Raw genomic sequence first — 23,161 nt, 5'->3', positions numbered from 1 at the left:
GCTATCCGTACCGGGCCCGTGCCCGCACAATAGATGCGATGCCGGAATACGAATTTGTCGACGTGTACGTGCCGCGCGGTGTCTCCCGCAAGGAGGCGACGCGGCTCCTGACCGACCATGCCGAGTACGGACACTGGGAGTTGGACCGCCTGAGCCTGCACCGGGACGGCAGCCGCAGAGTGCGGCTGAAGCGGCGGATCATCCGCCAGATCCGGGCGACCTGGTAGCGAGGACCGGAGCATCGATAATCGAGAAGGGGCCCCGCGGTGTGCGGGGCCCCTGTGCGTGGTGCGTGAGCGCGGTGGCTCAGGCGGCGCTGCGGGCGCGGCGGTAGATCAGCGAGCCGGCGAGCAGCATCCCGGCGCCGGCGGGGACGATCACGCCGAGCGGACCGGAGCCGGTCTCGGCGAGCTCCTCGACGGCCCGCGGCGGAGTGACGACCTGGGTACCGGGAGTGTTGTGCCCGCCTTCGTTCCCCGGAGTGCCCGGAGTACCGGGAGTCCCAGGCGTACCCGGGTGGCCGGGGGTGCCAGGCGTACCGGGGGTGCCCGGAGTACCCGGGGTCCCCGGAGTGCCAGGTGTCCCCGGAGTACCGGGGGTGCCGGGGGTCCCAGGAGTGCCGGGCGTACCGGGGGTGCCGGGGGTCCCAGGAGTGCCGGGCGTACCAGGGGTCCCCGGAGTCTCCTCCCCGTACCCCGTGTCCCCGCCGTTCGCGCAGTCGTTGCCCATGACCGCGTTGCCCAGGCCGACGCCCGTGACGTTGTTGCCGCACACGTTCACCGGGGCGTCGATCGGCACCTCGACGGTGTTGCCGGAGCCCACGCCGGGAGAGTTGCCCGTGTGGCCGCCGGCGGAGGAGCCTCCGCTCGCCCCGGAGGAGTTGGCGCACGTGTTGCCGAAGGACGGATTGAGCAGCCCGATGACGTTGACGGTGTTTCCGCAGGCGTTCACCGGTGCGTGCACCGGGACCTGGACGGAATTCCCGGACGCGACGCCCGGGGAATTCATGGCCGTACCGTACGCGCCGGAATCGGCGTGCGCATATCCGCCGCCGACGGCGGCGAAAACGCCTCCGGCGGCCGCGACGGTGATGAGGCCCTTGCGCGTGACCTGTCGCATAGCTTGTTCCCTGCCTGCTCGGCTTCGAAAGAGTGCCACCGGGCGGACGGCCCGGGGCGGAAATGGCCACCGGCCCCGGAGTGCATGGCACGCACTCCGGGGCCGGACCGGCTCACACCCTCACGGGGCGAGGCACAACGTCAGGCGTTGACGCAGGTGTTGCCGAAGGCGGGGTTCAGCAGGCCGATCACGGAGACCGTGTTGCCGCACACGTTCACGGGGACGTGAACCGGCACCTGGACGACGTTGCCCGAGAGCACGCCGGGGGAACCGATGGCGGCACCCTGGGCACCCGCGTCGGCAGCGGCCATGCCCGCGCCCGCGAGAACGAGACCGCCGGTGGCAGCCGCAGCGGCGACGACCTTCTTGATCATTATTCCTCCTAGTTGGCAATGCGGTCCCAGCCGCGGACCGCATCACCTGTAACGAGGGGGAATGATGGGGGCTACGAGCCCCCGAGTGCATTCACTCTTTCCGGTCACATACAAACGGGCGGACGAATCCGAGGGGTTCCTCAGCAGGCGTCGATGAACCGGTCCAGGACGCGGACGCCGAACTTCAGGCCGTCCACCGGGACCCGCTCGTCCACGCCGTGGAACATGCCGGCGAAGTCGAGCTCCGGCGGCAGCTGGAGCGGGGCGAAGCCGAAGCAGCGGATGCCGAGGTCGTCGAAGGACTTGGCGTCGGTGCCGCCGGACAGCATGTACGGCACGGCGCGGGCGATCGGGTCCTCGGCGCGCAGCGCCAGCTGCATGGCGTCGACCAGGGCGCCGTCGAAGCTGGTCTCCAGGGCCTTGTCGCCGTGCACGTCCTCGCGCTTCACGCGGGGCCCGAGGATCCGGTCGAGGTCGGCCAGGAACTCCTGCTCGTAGCCGGGCAGGAAGCGGCCGTCGACGTGGGCCGTGGCCTGGCCGGGGATGACGTTCACCTTGTAGCCGGCGCCGAGCATCGTCGGGGCGGCCGAGTTGCGCAGGGTGGCGCCGACCATCTTGGCGATGCCGCCGAGCTTGGCGAGGGTGCCGTCCATGTCCTCGGGGTCGAGCGGGGTGCCGAGCGCGTCCGAGAGCTCGTCGAGGAAGCTCCGCACGGTCTTGGTGACCCTGACCGGCCACTGGTGGCGGCCGAGGCGGCCCACGGCCTCGCAGAGCTCCGTGATGGCGTTGTCGTCGTTGGTCATGGAGCCGTGGCCGGCCGTGCCCTCGACGGTCAGCCGCATCCAGTGCATGCCCTTCTGGGCCGTCTCGACCAGGTAGAGCCGCAGGTTCTCGTTGACGGTGAAGGAGAAGCCGCCGACCTCGCCGATCGCCTCCGTGACCCCGTCGAAGAGGTCGCGGTGCTTGTCGACCAGGTGCCGGGCGCCGTAGGTGCCGCCGGCCTCCTCGTCGGCGAGGAAGGCGAGGACGATGTCGCGCGGGGGCTTGCGGCCGCTGCGCAGCCGGTCGCGGACGACCGCGAGGGTCATCGCGTCCATGTCCTTCATGTCGACGGCGCCGCGGCCCCAGACGCAGCCGTCGGCGATCTCGCCGGAGAAGGGGTGGTGGGTCCAGTCCTCGGCGTTGGCCGGGACGACGTCGGTGTGGCCGTGGATGAGCAGGGCCGGACGCGACGGGTCCTCGCCCTCGATCCGGGCGACGGTGGAGGCCCGCCCCTTGTGCGACTCGATGATCTTCGGCTCGAGACCGACCTCCGCGAGCTTCTCGGCGACGTACTCGGCCGCCGCCCGCTCTCCCGGGCCGGAGTGGTCGCCGTAGTTGCTGGTGTCGATGCGGATGAGGTCGCGACAGAGGTCGACCACCTCATTCTCGCCGCTGACGCTCCGGGCCGTGTTCGACTCGCTCACGCTGCTTCCTCCCACTACGTGCCCCACGTGATTGCTTGGTGGTCGCCCCCATCCTCCCGCGTGGCCCCCTCGGCGCCCAAGGCCGCCGGTCCCCCGACATGCGGCTGTCACATGACAGGGGCCGAACAGGGGTGGTGATCGACCACTCCGAATGTTTGCTATGGTTTTCCTCGTCGGAAGGGCACAACAGCCCGGAAGACGAGATCACCTGTCCGGGTGGCGGAATGGCAGACGCGCTAGCTTGAGGTGCTAGTGCCCTTTATCGGGCGTGGGGGTTCAAGTCCCCCCTCGGACACCAGCGAAAGGCCCCACGTCATGTGGGGCCTTTCTCGTCATGTCACGACCTCGTTATGTCACGGCGGTTACGGCGGTAGGACGCGTGGGACGCAGAAGGAAGACGCCGGAGGCGCCGCTCCCCCAGCGGGCGGGGATCGACCCGGTGCGGGTGCGGCTGCCCGAGGACCCCGAGGGGGCCTGGGAGACCGTCGGGGACCATCTCGTCGAGCGGTACGCGGGGGCCGTGGGGGCCGAGCGGGTGCGGGCGATGCTGCGCGAGGGGCGGTTCGTGGGGGCCGACGGCCGGGCCGCCGGGGCCGACGAGCCGTACGCCGCGGGGCGGTACCTCTGGTTCCACCGGGACTTTCCCGCCGAGACGCCGGTGCCCTTCGAGATCGGGATCGTGCACCGGGACGAGCGGATCGTGGTGGTGGACAAGCCGCACTTCCTCGCGACGATGCCCCGCGGGCGGCACGTCACGGAGACCGCGCTCGCCCGGCTCCGGCGTGACCTGGGGCTTGCGCGCCTCCAGCCCGCGCACCGGCTCGACCGGCTGACGGCGGGGCTCGTGCTGTTCGTCGTACGGCCGGAGGACCGGGGGGCGTACCAGACGCTGTTCCGGGACCGGGTGGTGCGCAAGGAGTACGAGGCGGTGGCGCCGTACGACCCGGCGGTCGCGCTGCCGGTGACCGTGCGGAGCAGGATCGAGAAGGAGCGCGGGGTGATGGCCGCCCGGGAGGTGCCGGGCGAGCCGAACGCCGAGAGCCGGATCGAGCTCCTCGGGCACGCGGGAGGGCTCGGGCGGTACCGGCTCGTGCCCGTGACCGGGCGGACCCATCAGCTGCGGGTGCACATGAACGGCCTGGGGCTGCCGATCCTCGACGATCCGGTCTATCCGGTGGTCCGCGAGGACGGGCCGGAGGACTTCACGCGTCCGCTGCGACTGCTCGCGCGGACGCTGGAGTTCACCGACCCGTTCACGGGTGACGAGGTGCGGTTCGAGAGCCGGCTGGCTCTCAGTGACCGCGCTTGATCCATTCCTCCAGGTGCGGGGCCTCGGCCCCGATCGTGGTGGTGTCGCCGTGGCCGGTGCGGACGACCGTCTCCGGCGGCAGGGTGAGGAGCTTCTCGCGGATCGAGCCGACGATCGTCGGGAAGTCCGAGTAGGACCGGCCGGTCGCGCCGGGGCCGCCCTGGAAGAGGGTGTCGCCGGAGAAGACCGTGCCGAGCTCGGGGGCGTACAGACAGACCGCTCCCGGGGCGTGGCCCGGGGTGTGGAGGACCGTGAGGTCCGTGCCGGCGATGGTGAGGACCTGGCCGTCGGCCAGCTCGCCGTCCGGGCTGTGGTCGGGGTGGGTGAGCTTCCACAGCGGCTGGTCGGCCGGGTGGAGCAGGATCCGGGCGCCGGTGGCGGCCGCGAGGGCCGGGGCGGCGTCGATGTGGTCGTCGTGGGCGTGGGTGCAGACGATGGCGCGCAGGGCGCGACCGTCGAGCGCGGCGAGGATCGCGTCGGCGTCGTGGGCGGCGTCGATGACGATGGCCTCGGTGTCGTCGCCGACGATCCAGACGTTGTTGTCGACGTCCCAGGTGCCGCCGTCGAGGCTGAAGGTGCCCGAGGTGACGAGGTGGTCGATCCGGGCGGCCATCAGAGGACCACCACCGAGCGCAGGACGTCGCCCTCGTGCATGCGGGCGAAGGCCTTCTCGACGTCGCCGAGGCCAATGGTCTCGGTGACGAAGGCGGCGAGGTCGATGCGGCCCTGCTGGTGCAGGTCGATGAGCATCGGGAAGTCGCGGGACGGCAGGCAGTCGCCGTACCAGGAGGACTTGAGCGAGCCGCCGCGGCCGAAGACGTCGAGGAGCGGGAGTTCGAGCTTCATCTCGGGGCTGGGGACGCCGACGAGGACGACGGTGCCGGCGAGGTCGCGGGCGTAGAAGGCCTGCTCGTACGTCTCCGGGCGGCCGACGGCCTCGATGACGACGTCGGCACCGAAGCCTCCGGTGAGCTCGCGGATCGCCTCGACGGCGTCGGCGGTGCGGGAGTTGACCGTGTGGGTGGCGCCCATCTCGCGGGCCTTGTCCAGCTTCCGGTCGTCGATGTCGACGGCGATGATCTTCGCGGCTCCGGCGAGGCGGGAGCCGACGACGGCCGCGTCGCCGACGCCGCCGCAGCCGATGACGGCGACGGTGTCGCCGCGGCCGACGTTCCCGGTGTTGATCGCGGCGCCGATGCCGGCCATCACGCCGCAGCCGAGGAGGCCCGCGACCTCGGGGGCGACGGAGGGGTCGACCTTGGTGCACTGGCCGGCGGCGACGAGGGTCTTCTCGGCGAAGGCGCCGATGCCGAGGGCCGGGGAGAGCTCCGTGCCGTCGAGCAGGGTCATCTTCTGCTTCGCGTTGTGGGTGGCGAAGCAGTACCAGGGGCGGCCCCGGGTGCAGGCGCGGCAGGTGCCGCAGACGGCGCGCCAGTTGAGGATCACGAAGTCGCCGGGGGTGACGTCGGTGACGCCCTCGCCGACGGACTCGACGATTCCTGCGGCCTCGTGGCCGAGCAGGAAGGGGAACTCGTCGTTGATCGCGCCCTGTTTGTAGTGGAGATCGGTGTGGCAGACTCCGCAGGCCTGGATCTTGACGACGGCCTCGCCGGGGCCGGGGTCGGGGATCACGATGGTCTCGACGCGTACCGGTTCGTTCCTGCCGGGGGCGATGACCCCCTGGACGTGCTGCGGCATCGCGAACTTCCCTTCCCTTCAAGCGGATCTTGTAAGGCTCTTGCGTACCACTATCTCCTGACAAAAGGCGAGACCCCCGCAGGCCGTGCCTGTGGGGGTCCCGCCGTCTCCCGTGGGGGAGGCTCAGTCCTGTGCCGCGGAGGTGGCGCGGACGCGGCGGCGGACCAGGAACCAGCCGCCGGTGAGCGCGGCCGCGATGAGCGGCAGGCAGTTCACGGTGGTGCGGCTGATGCCGCCGTCCATCCACATCAGGACGAGGACGGCCGCGAGGAAGACCAGGGTCACGATCTGGGTGTACGGGGCCCAGGGCAGCTGGTAGCCGGGGCGGGTGAGCTTGCCCTGCCTGGCGCTGCGCACGAAGAGCAGCGAGCAGATCATGATCATGGCCCAGGTGCCGATGATGCCGATGGAGGCGAAGTTGAGGACCAGCTCGAAGGCCTCGCCGGGCATGACGTAGTTGAGGAAGACGCCGGCGACGCCGAAGCCCGCGGTGAGCAGGATGCCGCCGTAGGGGACGCCGCCCTTGTTCATGACGCCGGTGAACTTGGGCGCGGAGCCGGAGAGCGACATGGAGCGCAGGATGCGGCCGGTGGAGTAGAGGCCCGAGTTGAGGCTGGAGAGGGCGGCGGTGAGGACGACGAGGTTCATCACGCCGGCGGCGCCGGGGATGCCCAGCTTGTCGAAGACGGTGACGAAGGGGCTCTGGTCGCCGGAGTACGCGGTGTACGGGAGGATCAGCGCGAGCAGGACCACGGAGCCGACGTAGAACAGGCCCACGCGCCACATGATCGAGTTGATCGCCTTCGGCATGATCTTCTCGGGGTTCTCGGTCTCGCCGGCGGCGACGCCGCAGAGCTCGACGGAGGCGTAGGCGAAGACGACGCCCTGGATGAGCAGCAGCATCGGCATCATGCCGTTGGGGAAGATGCCGCCGTTGTCGGTGATGTTGGCGAGGCCCGGGGTGTGGCCGCCGACGTCGTGCGAGGTGACGACGAGGAAGATGCCGACGAGCATGAAGGCGACGAGGGCGGCGACCTTGATGATCGCGAACCAGAACTCCATCTCGCCGAAGTACTTCACAGAGATGAGGTTGGCGGTGAGGACGACCGCGAGGGCGATCAGGGCGAGGACCCACTGCGGGATGTCGCTGAACATGGCCCAGAAGTGGGCGTAGGTGGCGGCCGCGGTGATGTCGGCGACGGCGGTGGTCGACCAGTTGAGGAAGTACAGCCAGCCGGCCGTGTAGGCGCCCTTCTCGCCCATGAACTCACGGGCGTAGGAGACGAAGGCGCCGGAGGAGGGGCGGTAGAGCACCAGCTCGCCGAGGGCGCGCACCACGAAGAAGGCGAAGACGCCGCAGACGGCGTACGCGATGAAGAGGGACGGGCCCGCCTGGGACATCCGGCCGCCGGCGCCGAGGAAGAGACCGGTGCCGATGGCGCCGCCGATGGCGATCATGTTGATGTGCCGGGACTTGAGGTCCTTGCGGTATCCGGCGTCGCCTGCGTCGACGTGGGGGGAGGCGGCCGGGTTCGCCGGAGCGGCGGACAGCGGCTCGGCCGCGGTGACGCGGTCAGTCATGGAGTTGTTCGCCTTCGTGAGGGTGAGTGGTGCGGTACCCGGCCGTACCTGAACGGGGGGTGTCCCCGGCACGGCCAGCGCACATACTCACGGCAACAGCGCCTGACTGACTGTGACGCACATCACTGAACGCCCATATTTGAGCTAGTTCAGAGCTTTACGGGCGAGTAACTGCCGATGTGCTACGGGGCGAGGACGTCCAGCTCCTGGAGGGCGCCGACCGCGATCTGGCGGGTGAGCTCCTCGGCGCGGGCCGCGTCCCGCTCCCGTACGGCCTCGGCGACCTGGACGTGGAGGGTGACGGCGGCCGGGTCGGGGTCCTCGAACATCACGTGGTGGTGGGTGCGGCCGGCGAGGACCTCGGCGACGACGTCGCCGAGGCGGGCGAACATCTCGTTCCCGGAGGCGACGAGGACGACCCGGTGGAAGGCGATGTCGTGGACGAGGTACTCCTCCAGGCGCCGGCCGCGCGAGGTGGCGACCATGCCGAGGGCCTGCTCGGTCAGTTCGCGGCACTGCTCGGGGGTGGCGTTCAGCGCGGCGAGCCCCGCGGCGACGGGCTCGACGGCCGAGCGCAGCACGGTGAGCGAGCGGAGCTGGCGGGGGCGGTCGGCGCCGGCCAGCCGCCAGCGGATGACCTGGGGGTCGTACACGTTCCAGCTGGCCGTGGGGAGCACGGTCACGCCGACGCGGCGGCGGGACTCGACGAGGTGCATGGACTCCAGGACCCGGACGACCTCGCGGACGACGGTCCGGGAGACGTCGAAGCGCTGGGCGAGCTCGTCGGTGCGCAGCACGGTGCCCGGCGGGTACTCCCCGGCGGTGATCGCGAGGCCCAGGGTGGCCAGGACGTGTGAGTGGAGCCCCTGGGCCGGTGTCGTCATGACGGCCAGCCTATGCGCGCGGGCGCGCGTGATCACATCCGGGAATTAAAAGTACGACTTTTGAGTCACAGTCTCTTGAATAAGTCGTACCCAATGGGTTTCATGAGCGCGACGGATTCACCGAATCGATGTCGAAGAAGACAGCGAGGCACCCCCATGAGCACCACCCCCCTCACCGCTCCCCCGGTCGTCGTCGTGATGGGCGTCGCCGGGACCGGCAAGACCACCGTCGGTCCGCTGGTCGCGGAGGCGCTGGGCCTGCCGTACGCCGAGGGCGACGACTTCCACCCGGCGGCCAACGTCGCCAAGATGTCGGCCGGCGTCCCGCTGGACGACGCGGACCGGGGGCCGTGGCTCGACGCCATCGGGGAGTGGGCGCACGGCCGGGCCGGGCTCGGCGGGGTCGTGAGCAGCTCCGCGCTCAAGCGGGTCTACCGGGACCGGCTGCGTGCCGCCGCGCCCGGGGTCGTCTTCCTGCATCTGACCGGTGACCGGGAGCTCATCGAGGAGCGGATGGCCGCACGCAAGGGCCACTTCATGCCCACGGCGCTCCTCGACTCCCAGTTCGCCACCCTGCAGCCGCTGCAGGAGGACGAGGCCGGCGTCGCCGTCGACGTCTCCGGCACCCCGGAGGAGATCACCGCCCGCGCCGTCGCCGCCCTGCGCGGCCTGGCCGGCTGACCCCTCCCCCGTCCCCCGATTCCTGCCCGTACGAAGGACACCACCGTGACCAGTCTCAGCGTCGAGATCCTGGCAGCGGACGCCGCCGAACCGATCACCTCGGCAGGCAACGCCCAGCTCGGGATCGCCGTGCTCGCCGGCATCGCCGTCATCGTCCTGCTCATCACCAAGTTCAAGCTGCACGCGTTCCTCGCGCTGACCATCGGGTCGCTGGCGCTCGGCGCGTTCGCGGGTGCCCCGCTCGCGGACACCATCAAGTCGTTCAGCACCGGTCTCGGCAACACCGTCGCCGGCGTGGGCGTGCTCATCGCGCTCGGCGCGATCCTCGGCAAGCTGCTCGCCGACTCCGGCGGCGCCGACCAGATCGTGGACACGATCCTGGCGAAGACCGGCAAGAAGGGCATGCCCTGGGCGATGGTCCTCATCGCCTCCGTGATCGGCCTGCCGCTCTTCTTCGAGGTCGGCATCGTGCTGCTGATCCCGGTGGTCCTCATGGTCGCCAAGCGCGGCAACTACTCGCTGATGCGGATCGGCATCCCGGCCCTGGCCGGCCTGTCCGTGATGCACGGCCTGATCCCGCCGCACCCCGGCCCGCTCGTCGCGATCGACGCGGTCGGCGCCAACCTGGGCGTGACCCTCGCGCTCGGCCTGGTCGTCGCCATCCCGACCGTGATCATCGCCGGTCCGGTCTTCTCCAAGTACGCCGCCCGCTGGGTGGACATCCAGGCCCCGGAGAAGATGATCCCGGCGCGCCCCTCCGCGGACCTGGAGAAGCGCCCCGGCTTCGGCATCACCGTCGCGACCATCCTGCTGCCCGTCGTCCTGATGCTGGTCAAGGCGCTCGTCGACATCGTGGTCGACGACCCCGAGAACGGCGTGCAGAAGGTCACCGACGTCATCGGCTCGCCGCTGATCGCCCTGCTCGCGGCCGTCATAGTCGCCATGTTCACGATGGGCCGCGCGGCCGGCTTCACCAAGGAGCAGCTGTCCTCCACCGTCGACAGGTCGCTCGCCCCGATCGCGGGCATCCTGCTGATCGTCGGCGCGGGCGGCGGCTTCAAGCAGACCCTGATCGACATCGGCGTCGGCCAGATGATCCTCGACTTCTCGAAGAGCTGGTCGATCCCGGCCCTGCTGCTCGCCTGGCTGATCGCGGTCGCGATCCGGCTCGCGACCGGCTCGGCCACGGTGGCGACGATCTCGGCGGCCGGCCTGGTGGCCCCGCTCGCCGAGGGCATGTCGACCGGTGAGGTCTCGCTGCTCGTCCTCGCGATCGGTGCCGGTTCGCTCTTCTTCAGCCACGTCAACGACGCCGGCTTCTGGCTGGTGAAGGAGTACTTCGGCATGAACGTCGGCCAGACGGTCAAGACCTGGTCGGTGATGGAGACGATCATCTCGGTCGTCGGCATCGTGTTCGTCCTGCTGCTGTCACTGGTGTTGTAGGCGACCGGGCGTACGCGGGAGCCCCGGAAGTCCTTCTGGACGTCCGGGGCTCCCGTGCGTACGCGTTCAGCCCCGCAGCAGCGACAGGACCTTCACGCCGAACTCCAGGGCCTCGCCCGGCTCGTCCACGCACTGCTGGAGGTCGACGAAGCAGCCTTCGGCGCCCGTGTCCCGTACCCCCGCGAGGACGGCGGCGACGGAGTCCGCCGTGGCGCCCGGGGCCGGGTTGTGGCGGATCTCGCGGCGCAGCGCGCCGGGGTCCCGGCCGGCCTCCTCGGCGGCACGCCGGGCCTCGTCCCACAGGTGCCCGGCCATGGCGGGCGGCAGGACGGTGCCGACCCAGCCGGCGGCCCGGCGACCGACCCGGCGCAGCGCGGCGGGGCTGAAGCCGCCCAGGTAGACGGGCGGGCCGCCCGGCTGGACGGGGCGCAGACCGACGTACGAGGCGGGGATGGTCCAGTGCGGGCCCTCGTGGCCGAACCGCTCCTCGGTCCAGATGCCGTGGAGGACGTCGAGGAGTTCGTCGAGGAGGGCGCCGCGGCGGCGGAAGTCGGCGCCGACGGCGGTGTACTCGTCGCGGAGCCAGCCGATCCCGAGTCCGGCGTCGAGGCGGCCGCCGCTCACCTGGTCGAGCGAGGTCAGCGAGCGCGCGAGGAGGACCGGCGGGTACCAGGGGCCGTTGAGGGTGCTCGTGCCGAGCCGGGCGCGGCCGGTCGCCGTGGCGGCGACTGTGAGGACGGTGAGCGGGTCGAGGAAGGTCTTGTACTGGTGGGGGTACGGGTTCTCGGGCGTGTGTCCCGGATAGAGGTCGCCGGGGTCGACCGGGGTGAGGGCGCGGTCGCCGACCCAGAGCGAGTCGAACCCGGCCTCCTCGGCGTCCCGCGCGAAGGCGGCGATGAGGTCGGCGCGGGCGTGGGTGCCGTACTGCGGCAGGGCGATGCCTATGTCCATGGCCTCATCCTGGGCAGGGGGGCGGCCCACGACACGAAGGGCCTGGTGTGTGACCCGCACCACAGGGAGGCTGCGGCTCAGCCCACCGCCTTCGCCGCCGCCCGGCCCGCCGCGCGGCCCGAGAAGATGCAGCCGCCGAGGAAGGTGCCTTCGAGGGAGCGGTAGCCGTGGACCCCGCCGCCGCCGAAGCCCGCCGCCTCGCCCGCCGCGTACACGCCGTCCAGGGGCTCGCCGCCCTCCGTGAGGACGCGGGAGTCGAGGTCGGTCTCCAGGCCGCCGAGGGACTTGCGGGTGAGGATGTTGAGGCGTACGGCGATCAGCGGGCCCGCCTTCGGGTCGAGGAGGCGGTGCGGCGCCGCCGTACGGATCAGCTTGTCGCCCAGGTACTTGCGGGCTCCCCGGATCGCCGTGACCTGGAGGTCCTTGGTGAAGGGGTTGGCGATCTCGCGGTCGCGGGCGGTGATCTCGCGGCGCAGGGCGGCCTCGTCGATGAGCGGCTCGTCGGTGAGGGCGTTCATGCCGCGGACGAGGGCGGAGAGGTCGTTCTCGACGACGAAGTCGACGCCGTGGTCCATGAACGCCCGGACGGGTGCCGGTACGTCGGCGCGGGCGCGGCCGAGGACGTCGCGGACGGACTTGCCGGTGAGGTCGGGGTTCTGCTCGGAGCCGGAGAGCGCGAACTCCTTGCCGATGATGCGCTTGTCGAGGACGAACCAGGTGTGGTCGTGGCCGGTCCGCATGATGTGTTCGAGGGTGCCGAGGGTGTCGAAGCCGGGGAAGAGCGGGACGGGCAGCCGCTTGCCGGTGGCGTCGAGCCAGAGGGAGGACGGTCCGGGCAGGATGCGGATGCCGTGCCGGGCCCAGATGGGGTTCCAGTTCTCGATGCCCTCGGTGTAGTGCCACATCCGGTCGCGGTTGATGTGGTGGGCGCCGGCCTTCTCGGCGACGCCGAGCATCAGTCCGTCGACGTGGGCGGGGACGCCGGAGAGCAGCTTGGCGGGCGGGGTGCCGAGGCGGGCGGGCCACTGCGCGCGGACCAGGTCGTGGTTGCCGCCGATGCCGCCGGAGGTGACGATCACGGCCTGGGCGCGCAGCTCGAAGGTGCCGGTGACCTCGCGGCCGCTGGCGGTGCCGCGGGCGGCGGCGGAGGGTTCCAGGATCTCGCCGGAGACGGTGTCGACGGTTCCTGCCGTGCGGCCGAGGCCAGTGACGCGGTGGCGGAAGCGGAGGTCGACGAGGCCGCGGGCGGCTCCTTCGCGGACCCTGCGCTCGAAGGGGGCGACGAGGCCGGGTCCGGTGCCCCAGGTGATGTGGAAGCGGGGTACGGAGTTGCCGTGGCCGTTCGCGTCGTAGCCGCCGCGCTCGGCCCAGCCGACGACGGGGAAGAAGCGCACCCCGCGCGCGTGGAGCCAGGCGCGCTTCTCGCCGGCGGCGAAGTCGACGTACGCCTCGGCCCACTTCCTCGGCCAGTGGTCCTCGTCGCGGTCGAAGCCGGCGGTGCCGTACCAGTCCTGGAGGGCCAGGGCGTGGCTGTCCTTGACGCGCATCCTGCGCTGTTCGGGCGAGTCGACGAGGAACAGGCCGCCGAAGGACCAGTGGGCCTGACCGCCGAGGGACTGCTCCGGCTCCTGGTCGAGGAGGATCACGGAGCGGCCGGCGTCGACCAGCTCGGCGGTGGCGACGAGGCCGGCGAGGCCCGCCCCGATCACGATCACATCAGCGTCGTAGGACATGGACCGCATCTTGGATACACGAATGTATCGAGTCAACCGTCCGAGCCCTTCCTCGACCTTTCCGTTTTCTAATGTCGAGCATTAATATGTGGGTATGGCAAGGACGTCAGGGCCCGAGACCCGGGAGAAACTGATCCGCGCGGCGGAGGAGCTCTTCGCCGCACAGGGTGTCGACGGCGCACAGCTGCGGGACATCGTGGCGCTGGCCGGACAGGCCAACCCCTCCGCCGTGCAGTACCACTTCGGTTCGCGCGCCGGACTGCTCGACGCGGTCATGGCCGGCCGCCAGACCCGTACGGAACAGGTGCTCGCTCCTCTTCTGGCCGGCGCGGGCGACGACCTCCGGCAGCTGGTCGCCGCGCTCGTCACCGCCGAGGCCACCGAGCTGGGCACCGACCGGGGCCGCCGCTGCCTGCGGATCTCCGCGCAGCTCAGCCACGAGAGCGGCGTCCGCACCCGCACCCCGCACCCCACGCTCGCCGGCACCTCCTACTGGAGCCTGATCGAGCGGATCGCCGACCGCCTGGCCGCCGGCGGGCTCCCCGAGCCGCTGCTCCTGGAGCGCCTCGACCTGGCGCTGACCGTGGTGGGCGCGGCGATGGCGGACCGGGCCCGGCAGTACCTCGACGGCACCGAGCCCCTCACCGGCGAGCCGCTCTTCCTCGCCGACCTCGTCGAGACCACCACCGCGCTTCTCCGGGCCGCACAGCCCCGGAGCGTCTGAACCCCGCTGAAAGGGACCTCACATGAACGACCTCACCGGCAAGACCGTGCTCATCACCGGCGGCGCCCGCGGCCTGGGCGCCGAGGCCGCCGAGCTGGCCGTCGCCGCCGGCGCGAACGTCGTGATCACCGACGTCCTCGACGAGGACGGCAAGGCCACCGCCGAGGCGCTCGGCGAGCGGGCCCGGTTCCTGCACCACGACGTGACCTCCGAGGAGGAGTGGGCGGCGGCCGTCGCCTTCGCGGTGGCGGAGTTCGGCGGGCTGCACGGTCTGGTGAACAACGCCGGCATCTCCACCGGCGCGTTCCTGGAGACCGAGTCCGTCGAGCACTTCCGCAAGGTCCTCGACATCAACCTGACCGGCGTCTTCATCGGCATGAAGGCCGCGATCCCGGCGATGAAGGAGGCCGGCGGCGGCTCGATCGTCAACATCTCCTCGGCCGCCGGCCTGATGGGCCTGGCCCTGACCGCCGGGTACGGCGCCTCCAAGTGGGGCGTGCGCGGCCTGACGAAGATCGGCGCGGTGGAGCTCGGCACGGCGAAGATCCGCGTCAACTCCGTCCACCCCGGCATGACCTACACCCCGATGACGGCCTCCGTCGGCATCGAGCGCGGCGAGGGCAAGTACCCGAACACGCCGATGGGCCGGGTCGGCGAGGCCGACGAGATCGCGGGCGCGGTCGTCTTCCTGCTCTCGGACGCCGCCTCCTACGTGACGGGCGCGGAGCTCGCCGTGGACGGCGGCTGGACGACCGGTCCGACGGTCAAGTACGTCATGGGCCAGTGATTTCATGGGTGCATGAGCGCCTCCGAAGAGATCCTCGACGTCGTCGACGAGAACGACCGGGTGGTCGGGCGGGCCCCACGCGGTGAGGTGTACGCGCGGGGCCTGATCCACCGCTGCGTCTTCATCCGGGTCCGGAACGCCGAGGGCCGGGTCTTCGTCCACCGCAGGACGCCGACGAAGCTGGTCTTCCCCTCGATGTACGACATGTTCGTCGGCGGCGTCGTCGGCGCGGGCGAGTCCTACGACGAGGCGGCCCTGCGGGAGGCCGAGGAGGAGCTCGGGGTCTCCGGGCTGCCCCGCCCCGAGCCGGTGACGCGCTTCCTGTACGACTCCGGTGGCGTGGCCGGGAAGTGGTGGTCGGCGGTCTACGAGGTCCGCTGCGAACTGCCGGTCAGCCCCCAGGTGGAGGAGGTCGCCTGGCACGGCTTCCTCACGGACGAGGAACTGGAACGGCGGCTGCCGGGGACGGCGGACGCCTGGGAGTGGGTACCGGACGGGCTCGCGGCGTACGAGCTGCTGCGGGCGGAGGGCCACACGGCGGGCTGACTTCCGGCGTCGGGCGGGGCGATCTTCCGGCCGTTAGGGTGCACGGGTGAGCGATTTCGTGCAGAGTCTGCGGCTGTGGTTCGCGCCGCAGCGGATCCGGGACGAGGGCGACACCCCCGACTACCGCTTCTCCCTCGCCAACGAGCGGACCTTCCTCGCCTGGCTCCGGACCGCGCTCGCCCTGATCGGCGGCGGTTTCGCCGTCGACCAGTTCCTGCCGGACCTGCGCTGGGGCGTCCGCGTCGGGCTCGCGCTCGCGCTGCTCGTCGCCGGTGTGCTGTGCGCCCTGCGGGCGGTGAACCACTGGGTGCGCTGCGAGCGGGCGATGCGGCGCAACGAGGACCTGCCGGTGTCCCGCTTCCCTGCGGTGCTCAGCCTCGCGGTGGCCGTCGTGGCGCTCGCCATGGTGGTGCTCGTCGTCTTCGGCTGGGCCGGGAAGTGAGCCCGGCCGACGAGGCACGGGATCCGGGGCTCCAGCCGGAGCGGACCCGGCTCGCGTGGCGGCGTACGACCCTGTCGTGCACGGTCGTCGCGGTGCTCGCGATGAAGGCGACGGTCAGCGACGAGGTCACGGCCAAGGAGGTGACCGGGTGGGCGCTCTCCTCCCTGGTGTGGATCGCCTTCCTGGCCGTGGCCCACCGCCGGATCCGTTCCCTCGGGCCGGCCCGGCCGCTCCCGCTCTCCCACCGGGGCGCGCTGCTCGCGGTGGTGTGCACGATCGCGCTCGCGGTCTTCGGCGCGGCGGTGATCTGGTGACCCCTCAGGGCACGGTCACGACGACCTTGCCGTTCAGCCCGCCCGCCGCGTTGGCGCGCTGGGCGTCGGCCGCCCGCTCCAGCGGGAACGTCCTGGCCACCCGTACGGTGAGGACGCCCGCGTCGGCCAGGTCGGCGAGGGCCGCGAGGTCGGCGGCGTCGGGGCGGACCCAGAAGTAGCGGCCGCCGAGGGCGAGGACCTCCCCGTCGGCGATGGACGCCAGGCGGCCCCCCGGGGCGAGGAGCCGGGCGGAGAGTTCGAGGAACGGGCCCCCGATGGTGTCGAGGACGGCGTCCACGCCCTGCGGGGCGAGGGCGCGGACCTGCTCGGCGAACGTCCCCTCGTCGTAGCGGACGGGTTCGGCGCCGAGCTCCGCGACCCGCTCCAGGCCCGCGTCCCTGGCCGCGCCGAGGACCCGGCAGCCGAGGTGCCGGGCGATCTGCACGGCCATCGAGCCGACCCCGCCGGCCGCCGCGTGCACGAGGACGGTGTCCCCGGGGCGCACCGCGAGGGCCTGTGCCTGGAGCACCTGGTACGCGGTGAGGCCGGCGAGCGGGAGGGCCGCGGCCTCCTCGAATCCGAGGCTGCGGGGCTTGCGGGCGAGGGTGCGGACGGGCGCGGAGACGTACTCGGCGAAGGTGCCGTGCGCGAGGACGTCCTCGCGGACGTACCCCATGACCTCGTCCCCGGCGTCGTACTCGGGGACGGAGACGCCGGTCCGGACGACGACGCCGGAGACGTCCCAGCCGGGCACGACGGGGAACACGACGTCGAGCATGCCGTCGAGATAGCCGGCCTGCGCCTTCCAGTCGACGGGGTTGACGGCGGCCGCCCGCACCCTGACCAGGACCTCGTCGGGGCCGACCTTGGGGTCGGGCAGCTCGCCGTACTCCAGGACCTCGGGGCCGCCGTACCGGTTGTAGCTGATCGCCTTCATACCTCGACCCTCCGGGTGTCCGGGCCGGCCCGCAAGCCGGGGCGCGTCAGCCGCCGAGCGCCGCCGGCGGCGGGAGCATGGCGCGCGGGTCACGGCCCGAGGTCCACAGGCCGATGAGGAAGGCGGTGGTCGCCTCCAGGAGGTCCGCGTGGGCCAGCGGGCCGGCGACGAAGGGGGCGCAGCCCAGGTCGGCGGCGAGCGTCGAGACGAGGGCGAGGGCCTCCTCGTCGTCCCCGCAGAGGGGGACGGCGACCGGGCCGTCGGCGAAGACGGGCGGGGTGCGGCTCCACACCGCCGGCGTCACGTGGTTGAAGGCCTTCACGACCCGGGCGCCCGTCGCGGCCGCGAGGGTGCGGGCGGCGCCGGGGCCCTCGCCGGTGGTGAGGACGGGGCCGGGGCCGACCGCGTTGGTGCAGTCGATCAGGATCCGCCCGCCGAACGAGTCGACGGGCCCCACCGAGCCGAGGGCCGGCAGGACGGCGTCGTACGGCAGGGCCGGCAGGGTCGCGTCGCCGAAGCGGGCGGCCTCGGCGAGGGTGCCCGGGCGGGCCCCCGTGCTCGCCGCGAGCGCGGCGGTCCGTTCCGGGTCGCGGCCGCCGACGAGCACCTCGTGGCCCGCCCGGACCCATCCTCCGCCGAGCGCCCGCGCCATCGCGCCCGTACCCAGTATTCCCACCCGCATGGGGCGTCCTCCCTCACGTACCGTTGTGCGTGCTGTCATCAACGACCGTAGGCGGGGGGCGACTTACCAATTGGTTCCCGACAGGGCTCCCGACCGGGTCCTCGCGGACTGCCGGGCGCGGCTCGGCTTCGACCTGCTGGCCAACACCTGGAACGGCGTCGTCCTCTACGCGCTCGCGGACGGGCCGCGCCGGCCCGGCGAGCTGCGGACGGCGATCGGCGGGATCAGCGCGAAGGTCCTGACGGAGACCCTGCGACGTCTCGAGGGGTACGCGCTGGTGGAACGCCGGGCGTACGAGGAGGCGCCGCCCCGGGTCGAGTACGGGCTGACCGCGCTCGGGCGTTCGCTGCTCGGGCCGATCGAGGCGCTGGGGCGGTGGTCGGCGGAGTACGGGGAGGAGTTCGCGGCGGCGCAGGGGTGGGACGAGGGGTAGTCGGCTCCGGCCTGCGCGTCCCGGCCGTTTCCGCCGTTCCCGGAGGGGTCCGTTCCGACTTCCCTGGGCCCGGGGCCGACTGGCACTCTTCCCCTGTCCAGTCGGGCTCTCATCCGGGGGAATCCCTTGTCTGCCACCGATCCCTATGTCGTCACGCTCGCGCCTCACGTGCACGCCTTCGTCCAGCCCGACGGCGGCTGGTGCCTGAACAACGCCGGGTTCATCGGCGACGTCGACGAGACGCTGCTCGTCGACACCGCCGCCACCGAGCGGCGCGCGCTGCTGCTGCGCGACGCGGTGCTCGCCGAGGGGCTGCCGCTGCCGCGCACCATCGTCTCCACCCACCACCACGGCGACCACACCTACGGCAACGGGGTGTTCCGCCCCGAGGCGCGGATCGTGGGCCACGAGAACTGCCGGTCCGAGCAGCTCGCGGCCGGGCACCAGCTCCATCTGCTGTGGCCGCAGACCGACTTCGGCCGGGTCGACATCCTGCCGCCGTCCGTGACGTACAGCGAGCGGCTCACGCTGTACGTCGGCGCGATCGAGGTGCGGCTGCTCCACCCGGGCGCCGCGCACACGACCGGCGACTCGATCGTCCACCTCCCCGAGCAGGGGGTCGTGTTCACCGGCGACCTCGTCTTCCACGGCGGGACGCCGTTCCTGCCGATGGGCTCCCTCGCCGGGTCGCTGCGCGCGCTCGACCTGCTGCGGTCCCTCGACGCGCCGACGGTCGTGCCCGGGCACGGGCGGGTGACCGATCCCTCGGTGTACGACACCACGGAGCGGTACCTGCTGTGGGTGCGGGAACTCGCCGTCGAGGGGTACGCGAAGGGGGCGAGCCCGCTGGAGACGGCGCAGCGCGCGGAGCTCGGCGAGTTCGCCGCGTGGCGGGAGAGCGAGCGGCTCGTGGCGAACCTGCACCGGGCGTACGCGGAACTGGAGGGCCTGCCGGAGGGGTCGCCGCTGGATCCCGTGACGGTGTTCTCGGACATGGCGACGATGAACGGCGGGGTCCCGGTGGCCTGCCACGCGTAGTCCCGTCGCGGGCGGCGCTTCCGTGCCCCACGCGGGCCGGGGGCACCGCCCACAGGGGCGCGGGCTCTGGACTACATACCGACTGGTCGGTCACAATGGTCGTCGCCGAAGACGATCCGGAGGTACCCCCACGTGAGTTCCGCCCCGCCCCCAGGACTCGACCCCGAGCAGCTGCGCCGGTACCTCGACCGTGAGCGGCCCGGGCTGCTCTCCGGTCCCCTCGACGCCCGGCTGATCGAGGGCGGCCGGTCGAACCTGACGTACGTCGTGAGCGACGGCACCGGCCGGTGGGTGGTCCGCCGGCCCCCGCTCGGCCACGTCCTCGCCACCGCGCACGACATGCGGCGCGAGCACCGCGTCATCAGCGCCCTGCACGCGACGGACGTGCCCGTCCCCGGGACGGTCCTGTTCTGCGAGGACGAGTCGGTGCTCGGCGCGCCGTTCTACGTGATGGACTTCGTCGACGGGACGCCGTACCGCTCGGCCCGTGAGCTCGCCCCGCTGGGCCCCGAGCGCACCCGCGCCACCGTCCTCGGCCTGGTCGACACCCTCGTCGACCTGCACGCCGTCGACCCGGAGGCGGTGGGGCTCGGCGACTTCGGGCGCCCCGAGGGCTTCCTCGACCGGCAGCTGCGCCGCTGGGGGAAGCAGCTCGACGCCTCGCGCGGCCGCGAGCTGCCGGGCATCGAGGAGCTGCACGCGGCCCTCGGGCGTGCGCTGCCCGCCTCTCCCCCGCCCACCGTGATCCACGGCGACTACCGGCTCGACAACGTCCTCGCCGGCGAGGACGGCCGGATCCGGGCCGTCCTCGACTGGGAGATGTCGACCCTCGGCGACCCGCTCACCGACCTCGGCCTCCTCGTCATGTACAGCACGCCGCTCGACCTGCCGGACTCCCCCATCTCCACGACCGCCACCGCCCCCGGGCATCCGAGCACCGCCGAGCTGGTCGAGCGCTACGCGGCCCGCTCCGGCCGCGACACCTCGGGACTCGCCTGGTACACGGCCTTCGCGTGGTTCAAGCTCGCGGTGATCCTGGAGGGCATCCACTACCGGTGGACCCTCGGGCAGACCGTCGGGGCCGGCTTCGACCGGATCGGCGAGCTCGTCCCCGTCTTCATCGAGCACGGCCTGACCACCCTTCAGGAGGGCTGAACCGCCATGGACTTCTCCTACGACGCGCGCACCGAGGACCTGCGCGCGAAGCTCCTCGCCTTCATGGACGAGCACGTCTACCCGGCCGAGGCCGTCGCCGAGGAGCAGCGCGCCCGGCTCGCCTCCCCCTGGGACACCCCGGCGGTCGTGGAGGAGCTGAAGGCCGAGGCCAAGCGGCAGGGCCTCTGGAACCTCTTCCTTCCGGACGCGGAGTACGGCGCCGGGCTGACCAACCTCCAGTACGCGCCGCTCGCCGAGATCACCGGCCGCAGCCCGCACCTCGCCCCCACCGCCCTCAACTGCGCCGCCCCGGACACCGGGAACATGGAGCTGCTCGCCCAGTTCGGCGACGAGGCGCAGAAGAAGCAGTGGCTGGAGCCGCTGCTCGCCGGCGAGATCCGCTCGGCCTTCGCGATGACCGAGCCCGAGGTCGCCTCCTCCGACGCGACGAACATCGAGACCCGGATCCGGCGGGACGGGGACTCGTACGTCGTCGACGGCCGCAAGTGGTACATCTCCGGGGCGATGAACCCCGACTGCCGGATCTTCATCGTCATGGGCAAGACCGACCCCGACGGGCCCGACCCGCGCCGCCAGCAGTCGATGATCCTCGTGCCGCGCGACACCCCGGGCGTCGAGGTCCGGCGGGCGATGCAGGTGTACGGGTACGAGGACCACTCCCACGGCGGCCACGCCGAGGTGGTCTTCGATGGGGTCCGGGTCCCGGCCGCGAACGTCGTCGGCGAGGAGGGCGGCGGCTTCGCCATCGCGCAGGCCCGGCTCGGCCCCGGCCGCATCCACCACTGCATGCGGCTCATCGGCATGGCGGAGCGGGCGGTCGAGCTGATGTGCCGGCGCGCCGTCTCCCGTACCGCCTTCGGCAAGCCGCTCGCCCAGCAGGGCGTCGTGCAGAACTGGATCGCCGACGCCCGGGTGACCATCGAGCAGCTGCGGCTCCTCGTCCTGAAGACGGCCTGGCTCATGGACACCGTCGGCAACCGGGGCGCGCACACCGAGATCCAGGCCATCAAGATCGCGACCCCGCGCGCGGTCGTCGACATCATCGACAAGGCCGTGCAGGCGCACGGGGCGGGCGGCGTCTCGCAGGACTTCCCGCTGGCCGAACTGTGGGCGGCGGCGCGGACGCTGAAGCTGGCGGACGGCCCGGACGAGGTGCACCAGCGGTCGCTGGCGCGCCGGGAGCTGAAGCAGTACCTGTAGCCGCCGGACGGGCCCTACGGGCGCAGGGCCCGCAGCAGGAGGTCGGCGAGGTGGTCGGCGACCTGCTGCGGGGTCAGCGGGCCGTCCGGGCGGTACCAGGTGGACAGGTGGTGCACGGAGCCGAAGTGGTAGTCCACGACGAGGTCGGCGGGCGTGGCGGAGGAGAAGACGCCCGCCCGCTGGCCCTCCTCGATCAGGGCGCGGAAGCGCTCGTGGTAGCGGCGCCGCTCGGACCGCACCTGCTTGTGCTTCTCGGGGCTCAGGTGGTGCATGGAGCGGAAGAAGATGGAGGCGTCGTCGAGGTTCTCGATGGTGGTGACGACGACGTCGGCGGCGGCGTCGCGCAGCCGGTCCTCGACGGGCGCGTCGGCGTCCGCGAACGCGTCGAGCCGCTCCTGCTGGAGCCGCAGCACCCGGGAGTAGACCTCCTGGAGGAGGTCCTCCTTGGAGCCGAAGTAGTGGTAGAGCGCGCCCTTGGTGACCCCGGCGGCCTCGACGATCTCCTGGACGGAGGTCCGGTCGTAGCCCCGCTCGGCGAAGAGCCGGGTGGCGGCGGCGAGGAGCCTCTGGGGGACGGGGACGCCGCTCCCTTCCGTCGTCCTGGCCATGCTCCGCCGCCTTCCTCGATGATCGTTTTCGGTCACGGGAACGCGATCCCGCCGCTAGATCTTCCCATCCGCCGGCGCTACGGCCGACCGGCGCCCGTCTCCCAGGTCCGCTGGACGTGGTTCATGGTGCCGAGCCAGCGCTCGGGGTCGGTGGCGCGGTTGCGGTAGTAGCCGGCGACCTCGGGGTGGGGCAGGACGAGGAAGCGGTCGGCGGCGATGGCGTCGAGGAGGGCGTCGGCGACGTCCTCGGGCTCGATGGCGGTGGGGGCGAGGACGAGCTCGCCGGCGGATCCGGCGGCGGTGAGCATGTCCGTACGGACGCCCTGGGGGCAGATGGCGTGGACCTTGAGGCCGCGGTGGCGGTAGGTGAGGGAGAGCCATTCGGCGAAGGCGTACGCGCCGTGCTTGGAGACGCTGTACGGCGCCGCGCCGATCATGGTGAGCAGTCCGGCGGCGGAGACGGTGGAGACGAAGCGGCCGCTGCCGCGCTCCAGCCACTCCGGGAGGAGGGCGCGGGCGGCGCGGACGTGGGCCATGACGTTGACGTCCCAGGCGGCGGCCCAGACGTCCTCGTCGGCGAAGGCGTCGCCGGGCGAGGAGAGTCCGGCGTTGGCGCACCATACGTCGACGGTGCCGCCGAGGGCCTCGCGGGCCTCGTCGACGACGGCGGAGGCGTCGCCCGGGACGGCGAGGGCGCCGATCTCCTCGGCGACGGCCTTGGTCCGCTCGGGGTCGAGGTCGTTGACGACGACGCGGGCGCCCTCGGCGGCGAAGCGGCGGGCGAGGGCGGCGCCGATGCCGCCGCCCGCTCCGGTGACGACGACTCCGGCGCCCTGGAGCCCGTCGGCGCCGGCGCTCCGGGGTTCGTTCCTGTCCGCGGTCATGGACCCACCTCTCGGCTGTGACGACCCGCTGTCGGGACCGGGACAGACTAACCGGTCGGTATGGAGGGGCGGAAGACCCGTTCCGCACGCCTCGTTCCCCGGGGCGGTCAGGAGCGCTAGCGTGCGTGCCCATGTCACTCCCGTCACACCG

At 72.2% G+C, this 23,161-nt stretch carries 26 protein-coding genes and 1 tRNA gene; 14 read left to right on the top strand and 13 right to left on the bottom strand.

The genetic code is table 11. The annotated features are described in order from the left end of the window. Positions 1-38 precede the first annotated feature (38 nt). Entirely contained in the window at positions 39-227 is a 189-nt protein-coding gene (locus tag GGE06_RS31780) for a DUF5703 family protein (RefSeq protein ID WP_017241661.1), read from the top strand. A gap of 79 nt (positions 228-306) precedes the next feature. Here GGE06_RS31780 and GGE06_RS31775 read toward each other — a convergent pair whose 3' ends face one another. The 3 genes from GGE06_RS31775 to GGE06_RS31765 form a co-directional block, all read right to left on the bottom strand. Continuing rightward, entirely contained in the window at positions 307-1,119 is an 813-nt protein-coding gene (locus GGE06_RS31775) for a chaplin (protein WP_184932438.1), read from the bottom strand. A gap of 140 nt (positions 1,120-1,259) precedes the next feature. Then, positions 1,260-1,493, bottom strand: coding sequence for a chaplin ChpH (gene chpH / locus GGE06_RS31770; RefSeq protein WP_116161861.1), 234 nt, complete (start codon positions 1,491-1,493; stop codon positions 1,260-1,262). Positions 1,494-1,633: 140 nt separating this feature from the next. Continuing rightward, a complete protein-coding gene (locus GGE06_RS31765; protein ID WP_116161860.1) occupies positions 1,634-2,959 on the bottom strand; it encodes a M20/M25/M40 family metallo-hydrolase in 1,326 nt (441 codons plus the stop codon). Between the two features lie 210 nt (positions 2,960-3,169). Here GGE06_RS31765 and GGE06_RS31760 point away from each other — a divergent pair. Together GGE06_RS31760 and GGE06_RS31755 are read left to right on the top strand one after the other, a co-directional pair. Then, positions 3,170-3,257: transfer RNA gene (locus tag GGE06_RS31760), tRNA-Leu, on the top strand. Positions 3,258-3,338: 81 nt separating this feature from the next. Then, positions 3,339-4,268 (top strand): RluA family pseudouridine synthase, encoded by a 930-nt coding sequence (locus GGE06_RS31755; protein ID WP_181924672.1) that lies wholly within the window; start codon positions 3,339-3,341, stop codon positions 4,266-4,268. Here GGE06_RS31755 and GGE06_RS31750 read toward each other — a convergent pair. The 4 genes from GGE06_RS31750 to GGE06_RS31735 form a co-directional block, all read right to left on the bottom strand. Next, positions 4,252-4,881 (bottom strand): MBL fold metallo-hydrolase, encoded by a 630-nt coding sequence (locus GGE06_RS31750; protein WP_116161858.1) that lies wholly within the window; start codon positions 4,879-4,881, stop codon positions 4,252-4,254. The genes GGE06_RS31755 and GGE06_RS31750 overlap by 17 nt on opposite strands. Further along, positions 4,881-5,966, bottom strand: coding sequence for an S-(hydroxymethyl)mycothiol dehydrogenase (locus tag GGE06_RS31745; RefSeq protein WP_116161857.1), 1,086 nt, complete (start codon positions 5,964-5,966; stop codon positions 4,881-4,883). The genes GGE06_RS31750 and GGE06_RS31745 overlap by 1 nt, the downstream gene beginning before the upstream one ends. Positions 5,967-6,089: 123 nt before the next feature. After that, positions 6,090-7,547, bottom strand: coding sequence for an amino acid permease (locus tag GGE06_RS31740; protein WP_116161856.1), 1,458 nt, complete (start codon positions 7,545-7,547; stop codon positions 6,090-6,092). Positions 7,548-7,729: 182 nt separating this feature from the next. Next, a complete protein-coding gene (locus tag GGE06_RS31735; RefSeq protein ID WP_116161855.1) occupies positions 7,730-8,431 on the bottom strand; it encodes a FadR/GntR family transcriptional regulator in 702 nt (233 codons plus the stop codon). A 156-nt stretch (positions 8,432-8,587) separates the two neighbouring features. Here GGE06_RS31735 and GGE06_RS31730 point away from each other — a divergent pair, with 156 nt between their 5' ends. Together GGE06_RS31730 and GGE06_RS31725 are read left to right on the top strand one after the other, a co-directional pair. Next, positions 8,588-9,112 carry a gluconokinase gene (locus GGE06_RS31730; RefSeq protein ID WP_184932437.1) on the top strand — a complete coding sequence of 175 codons (525 nt, stop codon included), beginning with the start codon at positions 8,588-8,590 and terminating at the stop codon, positions 9,110-9,112. A gap of 45 nt (positions 9,113-9,157) precedes the next feature. After that, on the top strand, positions 9,158-10,555 hold the full coding sequence (locus tag GGE06_RS31725) for a GntT/GntP/DsdX family permease (protein WP_116161853.1): 1,398 nt from the start codon (positions 9,158-9,160) through the stop codon (positions 10,553-10,555). 66 nt (positions 10,556-10,621) lie between these two features. Here the strand turns inward: GGE06_RS31725 and GGE06_RS31720 are convergent, their stop codons facing one another. Together GGE06_RS31720 and GGE06_RS31715 are read right to left on the bottom strand one after the other, a co-directional pair. Continuing rightward, positions 10,622-11,506 carry a TIGR03619 family F420-dependent LLM class oxidoreductase gene (locus tag GGE06_RS31720; protein ID WP_184932436.1) on the bottom strand — a complete coding sequence of 295 codons (885 nt, stop codon included), beginning with the start codon at positions 11,504-11,506 and terminating at the stop codon, positions 10,622-10,624. Between the two features lie 77 nt (positions 11,507-11,583). Then, the gene (locus GGE06_RS31715; protein ID WP_116161851.1) at positions 11,584-13,239 is read right to left on the bottom strand and encodes an FAD-binding dehydrogenase; all 1,656 of its coding nucleotides are present in this window, start codon (positions 13,237-13,239) and stop codon (positions 11,584-11,586) included. 94 nt (positions 13,240-13,333) lie between these two features. Here GGE06_RS31715 and GGE06_RS31710 point away from each other — a divergent pair, with 94 nt between their 5' ends. Genes GGE06_RS31710 through GGE06_RS31690 form a run of 5 tightly spaced genes read left to right on the top strand, consistent with a single transcriptional unit; the run spans position 13,334 to position 16,052 of the window. Next, the gene (locus GGE06_RS31710; protein WP_116165621.1) at positions 13,334-13,963 is read left to right on the top strand and encodes a TetR/AcrR family transcriptional regulator; all 630 of its coding nucleotides are present in this window, start codon (positions 13,334-13,336) and stop codon (positions 13,961-13,963) included. 22 nt (positions 13,964-13,985) lie between these two features. Continuing rightward, positions 13,986-14,750, top strand: a complete 765-nt coding sequence (locus GGE06_RS31705; RefSeq protein WP_184932435.1) for a glucose 1-dehydrogenase — start codon at positions 13,986-13,988, stop codon at positions 14,748-14,750. Between the two features lie 12 nt (positions 14,751-14,762). Then, positions 14,763-15,296 carry an NUDIX domain-containing protein gene (locus GGE06_RS31700; protein WP_116161849.1) on the top strand — a complete coding sequence of 178 codons (534 nt, stop codon included), beginning with the start codon at positions 14,763-14,765 and terminating at the stop codon, positions 15,294-15,296. A 46-nt stretch (positions 15,297-15,342) separates the two neighbouring features. After that, positions 15,343-15,738 carry a YidH family protein gene (locus GGE06_RS31695; protein WP_116161848.1) on the top strand — a complete coding sequence of 132 codons (396 nt, stop codon included), beginning with the start codon at positions 15,343-15,345 and terminating at the stop codon, positions 15,736-15,738. Then, positions 15,735-16,052, top strand: coding sequence for a DUF202 domain-containing protein (locus tag GGE06_RS31690; RefSeq protein WP_116161847.1), 318 nt, complete (start codon positions 15,735-15,737; stop codon positions 16,050-16,052). Before GGE06_RS31695 ends, GGE06_RS31690 begins: the two co-directional genes overlap by 4 nt. A 4-nt stretch (positions 16,053-16,056) precedes the next feature. Here GGE06_RS31690 and GGE06_RS31685 read toward each other — a convergent pair whose 3' ends face one another. Continuing rightward, complete coding sequence (locus GGE06_RS31685) at positions 16,057-16,989, bottom strand: NADP-dependent oxidoreductase (protein WP_116161846.1); 933 nt, start codon at positions 16,987-16,989, stop codon at positions 16,057-16,059. Positions 16,990-17,035: 46 nt separating this feature from the next. Further along, positions 17,036-17,671 carry an NADPH-dependent F420 reductase gene (locus GGE06_RS31680; protein ID WP_116161845.1) on the bottom strand — a complete coding sequence of 212 codons (636 nt, stop codon included), beginning with the start codon at positions 17,669-17,671 and terminating at the stop codon, positions 17,036-17,038. A gap of 70 nt (positions 17,672-17,741) precedes the next feature. On the opposite strand from GGE06_RS31680, the gene GGE06_RS31675 reads away from it, so the two are divergent. The 4 genes from GGE06_RS31675 (at position 17,742) to GGE06_RS31660 (ending at position 21,518) form a co-directional block, all read left to right on the top strand. Then, positions 17,742-18,104 (top strand): winged helix-turn-helix transcriptional regulator, encoded by a 363-nt coding sequence (locus GGE06_RS31675; protein WP_246532884.1) that lies wholly within the window; start codon positions 17,742-17,744, stop codon positions 18,102-18,104. Positions 18,105-18,230: 126 nt separating this feature from the next. Next, positions 18,231-19,142 (top strand): MBL fold metallo-hydrolase, encoded by a 912-nt coding sequence (locus tag GGE06_RS31670; RefSeq protein ID WP_116161843.1) that lies wholly within the window; start codon positions 18,231-18,233, stop codon positions 19,140-19,142. Between the two features lie 132 nt (positions 19,143-19,274). After that, entirely contained in the window at positions 19,275-20,297 is a 1,023-nt protein-coding gene (locus GGE06_RS31665) for a phosphotransferase family protein (protein WP_116161842.1), read from the top strand. A 6-nt stretch (positions 20,298-20,303) separates the two neighbouring features. Beyond that, positions 20,304-21,518, top strand: coding sequence for an acyl-CoA dehydrogenase family protein (locus GGE06_RS31660; RefSeq protein ID WP_116161841.1), 1,215 nt, complete (start codon positions 20,304-20,306; stop codon positions 21,516-21,518). A 14-nt stretch (positions 21,519-21,532) separates the two neighbouring features. On the opposite strand, the gene GGE06_RS31655 is transcribed toward GGE06_RS31660, so the two are convergent. Both GGE06_RS31655 and GGE06_RS31650 read right to left on the bottom strand, forming a co-directional pair. Continuing rightward, a complete protein-coding gene (locus GGE06_RS31655) occupies positions 21,533-22,126 on the bottom strand; it encodes a TetR/AcrR family transcriptional regulator (RefSeq protein WP_116161840.1) in 594 nt (197 codons plus the stop codon). A 77-nt stretch (positions 22,127-22,203) separates the two neighbouring features. Beyond that, the gene (locus tag GGE06_RS31650; protein WP_116161839.1) at positions 22,204-23,010 is read right to left on the bottom strand and encodes an SDR family oxidoreductase; all 807 of its coding nucleotides are present in this window, start codon (positions 23,008-23,010) and stop codon (positions 22,204-22,206) included. Between the last annotated feature and the right edge of the window lie 151 nt (positions 23,011-23,161).

It is taken from the genome of Streptomyces nymphaeiformis, from assembly GCF_014203895.1.
GTDB classification, from domain to species: Bacteria; Actinomycetota; Actinomycetes; order Streptomycetales; family Streptomycetaceae; genus Streptomyces; species Streptomyces nymphaeiformis.
This window is presented reverse-complemented; position numbering and strand designations above follow the sequence as displayed.